This is a genomic window from Streptococcus infantis (assembly GCF_047464415.1).
Taxonomy (GTDB): Bacteria; Bacillota; Bacilli; order Lactobacillales; family Streptococcaceae; genus Streptococcus; species Streptococcus infantis_AE.
In genome coordinates, this window is sequence record NZ_JASHBX010000035.1 from 1 (window position 1) to 4,266 (window position 4,266).

General features: G+C 35.6%; 6 protein-coding genes and 1 tRNA gene. All 7 read right to left on the reverse strand.

From position 1 onward, the window contains the following. Window positions 1-289: 289 nt before the first annotated feature. A tRNA-Glu gene (locus tag QM460_RS10205) sits at window positions 290-361 on the reverse strand. 71 nt (window positions 362-432) lie between these two features. Further along, window positions 433-897, reverse strand: coding sequence for a sigma-70 family RNA polymerase sigma factor (locus tag QM460_RS10210; protein ID WP_414290039.1), 465 nt, complete (start codon window positions 895-897; stop codon window positions 433-435). Between the two features lie 202 nt (window positions 898-1,099). Beyond that, a complete protein-coding gene (gene nusG / locus QM460_RS10215; RefSeq protein WP_045763385.1) occupies window positions 1,100-1,636 on the reverse strand; it encodes a transcription termination/antitermination protein NusG in 537 nt (178 codons plus the stop codon). 57 nt (window positions 1,637-1,693) lie between these two features. Then, complete coding sequence (gene secE / locus QM460_RS10220) at window positions 1,694-1,870, reverse strand: preprotein translocase subunit SecE (protein WP_001211016.1); 177 nt, start codon at window positions 1,868-1,870, stop codon at window positions 1,694-1,696. Window positions 1,871-1,879: 9 nt separating this feature from the next. Further along, complete coding sequence (rpmG, locus tag QM460_RS10225; RefSeq protein ID WP_001809375.1) at window positions 1,880-2,032, reverse strand: 50S ribosomal protein L33; 153 nt, start codon at window positions 2,030-2,032, stop codon at window positions 1,880-1,882. 172 nt (window positions 2,033-2,204) lie between these two features. Beyond that, on the reverse strand, window positions 2,205-2,897 hold the full coding sequence (locus QM460_RS10230) for a phosphoglycerate mutase (protein WP_045763384.1): 693 nt from the start codon (window positions 2,895-2,897) through the stop codon (window positions 2,205-2,207). 136 nt (window positions 2,898-3,033) lie between these two features. Further along, window positions 3,034-3,402 (reverse strand): hypothetical protein, encoded by a 369-nt coding sequence (locus tag QM460_RS10235; protein ID WP_049530250.1) that lies wholly within the window; start codon window positions 3,400-3,402, stop codon window positions 3,034-3,036. Between the last annotated feature and the right edge of the window lie 864 nt (window positions 3,403-4,266).

The window sequence follows — 4,266 nt, forward strand, 5'->3', positions numbered from 1 at the left end:
GGCACGCCGCCAGCGTTCGTCCTGAGCCAGGATCAAACTCTCATTAAAAGTTTGAGTTCTCACTCATTTCTGTCACTGACAGATTTATTGTTTTTTCATTGTTCAGTACTACAACCTTAGTTGTAGTACCCTGCACATTGGTTCGTCTTGTTCAGTTTTCAAAGGTCTTTGTCACTCACTTCTCTCAAGTGACAACTATATTAGTATATCACAACTGCTTTCACTTGTCAACACTTTTTTGAAACTTTTTTTATTTTTTTTCATCCAGTGTTTCATCTGCAATATACTATAGTCCGTACGGGATTCGAACCCGTGTTACCGCCGTGAAAAGGCGGTGTCTTAACCCCTTGACCAACGGACCGGAGTTGTTATTTTCAACTCTTACTATTATACCGACTTTTTTTGCTTTGTCAACACCTTTTTTAATTTTTTTTAGAAGTCTTGTAATGTTTCCTTCAGCTCTCTGAGAAGGGCTTTGCGGCCTTTAAATCGTTCGTCTGCCCAGAGGCGTTCATAGGCTTCTTGTTTATCTTCTGGTAATTTTCTTCTATAAGTATCCAACAATTCATGAAGGGCGTAGTAATCATCCAACCACAATCCTCCTTCTGGTAGTCGATGGCTAATCTCTCCTACTTCTTCATACGCCATTCGGTCTAGGCGACGCTTTTGACTCTCTTGTTTTCTGACACTATCAAGGATTCGATTGCGAAATTTTGTTTTGAAGTAGACGTAGAGTTTCTTTTCTTCTTCCACCAGTTCTGGATGGTGTTCTAGAAGTTCATGGAGACAGATCATGCCTTCTTGGTCCCAATCCTCTTTCTCCCACAGGTGGAGATAGTAATCTTTTCGACATCTATGAACAATTCCTTTTACCTTTGCATAATACTTCTCAAGCATTTGCTTTCCCCCTTTCTCTGCTTGTAGTATAGCAGAGAAAGGCGGAAAGAAGGGCTTTGATTTCTATCTTGTGTTTTTTTGAGTCCAAGGTGTATCAGGAAGTATGAATTCTGACAAGTGAGAGTAAAAAAAGACAACTGTTTTCTCTACAGTTGTCTTTGTTTTGTAGTTTAAATTGACGAAATTTCTCAAAAATGCGCAATTAAAGTTCTGCAATCTGGTTAAGATTTACTTCTGCAACTGTATCATTACCAAACATTGAGATAATCATCTTAACTTTATTGTTATCAATTTCTGTGATCTTACCTGTGTAATCTGCGAAAGCACCATCAATGATGCGAACAGTTTGGCCAACTTCAACATCAATATCAAATTCTTGGACAGTTTGACCCATAGAAACTAAAATATCACGAATTTCTTGTTCCAAAAGTGGAGTTGGTTTTGATCTATTACCGTGTGAGCCTACGAATCCTGTTACGTTTGGTGTGTTACGCACAACAAACCATGCTTCGTCGGTCATAACCATTTCTACAAGAACATAACCTGGAAAGCGATTTTCTTCGATTTCTTTTTTCTTTCCATTTTTTTCTACTTGCACTGTTTGTGTAGGAATTTCAACACGTAGAATATTTTCTAGCATATTGTATGTTTGTGCACGTTGCAATAGATTTTCTTTTACTTTATTTTCGTAGCCAGAATAAGTTTGTAGCACAAACCATCCTTTATCAAAACTATCCATGTTTTTTCCTTTCCTAACTAAAGAATTTCAGCGACTAGATCTTTTTCTTAGCTTATGTTAAAAAATATTAATAAAACGAATCAATCCGCTAACAATCAATTGGTCAAAAATATAAATCATCACTACAAAGAAAGCAGTGTATTCCATGATAGATTTAAAATCTAACCAACTTTCCTTGCGAGTCGGCCAAGTTGTTTCTTTAAGAAGTTTAAAAATGTCCTTAATAAAACGCATCGTTTTCTCCTATCTCGTTTCTCGGTGTGTGGTGTACTTGCCACAGTGTTTACAAAATTTATTTACTTCTAAGCGTGTTGGTTTTGGATTTCCACTAATCTTAATCGAATAGTTTCTAGAACCACAAACCGCACAGGCTAGACTTGCTTTTTTAAGTGCCATAACGCCTCCATCTTACCTATTATAACAAGAATCCTCTGCTTTGACAAGCTTAATTGTTTTTTGTATTCTTAAATCTTTCTATTTAAATTTTCAAATTATGGTTTCTTTTAATCTCGCACTGTAATATATAGAAATTGAAAAAACCCAGGAATCATCCTAGGCTTTATGGTTCTTATTTACCAAGGTAGTATTCAGAAACTACGTTCAATTTTTCGTCAAATTCGAATACCAATGGTGGGAAGTTAGGGATTTCCACGTCCATGATTTCGTCGTCTGACAAACCTTTGATGTGTTTTACAAGAGCACGGATTGAGTTACCGTGTGCTCCTACGAATACGTTTTTACCATCTTTAAGAGCTGGAGCGATTTTATCTTCCCAGAATGGAAGGGCACGTTCCAAAGTCACTTTCAAGTTTTCAGCATCTGGGATAACTGAGTCGTCAAGTGAAGCGTAACGACGGTCAGTGTGAGCTGAGTGCTCATCGTCGCGATCCATTGCTGGAGGCAATACATCGTATGAACGACGCCAGATGTGAACTTGTTCATCACCAAATTGTTCAGCTGCTTCAGCTTTGTTTTTACCAGTCAAACCACCGTAGTGACGTTCGTTCAAGCGCCATGATTTTTCAACTGGAACCCACAATTGGTCAGATGCTTCAAGAGCCAAGTTAGTTGTTTTGATTGCACGTTTCAATACTGAAGTGTAAGCTTGGTCAAATTCGATACCAGCTTCTTTGATCAATTTACCAGCGTCAATCGCTTGTTGTGTTCCTTTTTCAGACAAATCAACATCAGCCCAACCAGTGAAAAGGTTAGCTTTGTTCCATTCAGACTCACCGTGGCGAGCAAAAACCAATTTTACCATTTGATGGATACTCCTTTTATTTTCCGAGGTTTCCCTCGTTTATCTATTCTATTTTACACAATTTTTCACAAAAAAGCTAGTCAAAATCAATCAAAAAAGAGAAGAGACTTCTTGACTCTTCTCTTTTAGTATAGAACTATCCTTCAATTTGGAAATGTTTTAAGCTTGACAAGTATAGCGCTCCACCAATGATGAGAATAATTCCACCGATCCATCCCAAGAACGGAATCAATGATACTACCGATCCAACGATAAATAAGATAGACGGAGCAAGTGAGATACGCTTGTCATCCTTGTAGTAGACAAGAGTGAGAATTCCTAGGATTAGAGTTGCGATTTTTACTAAAGTAAAAACAAGGAAAACAATTCCCAAAACAACTCCCGCAAAATCTTCATTTTCAGAAATAGCCGCAATCATAACTATAACAACTGGCAAAATTGCCAAAACAGCTCCTGCAATGATCCCAATAATTCCATCAACTTGTGCAAGTGTTTTTGTCTTCATAAATGTCTCCTAAAAATTTTATTTAATCGTTATTTTACCATATTTTAGTTTTTATTTAAAGTTTTTACCAGTCTGGTATGGAATTGATGATTCCTTTACTGGAACTCTATATGAAGCAAACTAGTGATATTTTAAGTGTAATAGTTCTATTTTTTTACTTGTTATTTTACATTATGTCCAGTCGTTCAAGTAATCCATTTATTTTTTCATAGCCTCGTGAAATATTCTCACTCAAATCAGAAACTATATCTAACTTACTTCTAATTAGTGGAGATGCATTTATTATGCGATTGGTTAACTATCTTTAGTATTCCTCATTTTTAGTCTAGATTATCCTCATGATTTATTTTTTTGATTACCCTATTATTTATAATAATAAAACAGTTCGTATGTCATTCTCATGCTTAATTTTTGGCATTTTATAAATGTTATAGATTTTCTATTATAGCACATAGCACACCATATTCCTCCGTGAGGTTATCTGAGGTTTAGTATCAGTTTCCCCGTACTATTTCTTACTCAGATTTAATTTAGTGCTCTTGATCGTTTCTGATAGAACTATACAACTAGTATTAATAAATTGTTGACTAATTTACATACAGCAATTTTTCCGAGATATCGTTATCAAAAAAAAATTTATTTTATCTGACTTCAAATAATAGTAGGCTCTATAATATTTGTAGTGGGTAAATCCCCTATGGATATTATGGAGCCTATTTTTGTGTAGAAAAAAAGTTCCATAAGATCTATAATGAAAAGCGACCAAACCATCATTAGAAAGAATCATATGGAACAATTACATTTTATCACAAAACTACTCGATATTAAAGACCCTAATATCCAGATTCTAGATGTCATCAATTG

Excerpts from the sequence above, each read along its gene's own strand:
- QM460_RS10210 (WP_414290039.1), bottom strand. The coding sequence starts at position 897 with ATGCTTGAGAAGTATTATGCAAAGGTAAAAGGAATTGTTCATAGATGT.
- nusG (WP_045763385.1), bottom strand. The coding sequence starts at position 1,636 with ATGGATAGTTTTGATAAAGGATGGTTTGTGCTACAAACTTATTCTGGC.
- secE (WP_001211016.1), bottom strand. The coding sequence starts at position 1,870 with ATGCGTTTTATTAAGGACATTTTTAAACTTCTTAAAGAAACAACTTGG.
- rpmG (WP_001809375.1), bottom strand. The coding sequence starts at position 2,032 with ATGGCACTTAAAAAAGCAAGTCTAGCCTGTGCGGTTTGTGGTTCTAGA.
- QM460_RS10230 (WP_045763384.1), bottom strand. The coding sequence starts at position 2,897 with ATGGTAAAATTGGTTTTTGCTCGCCACGGTGAGTCTGAATGGAACAAA.
- QM460_RS10235 (WP_049530250.1), bottom strand. The coding sequence starts at position 3,402 with ATGAAGACAAAAACACTTGCACAAGTTGATGGAATTATTGGGATCATT.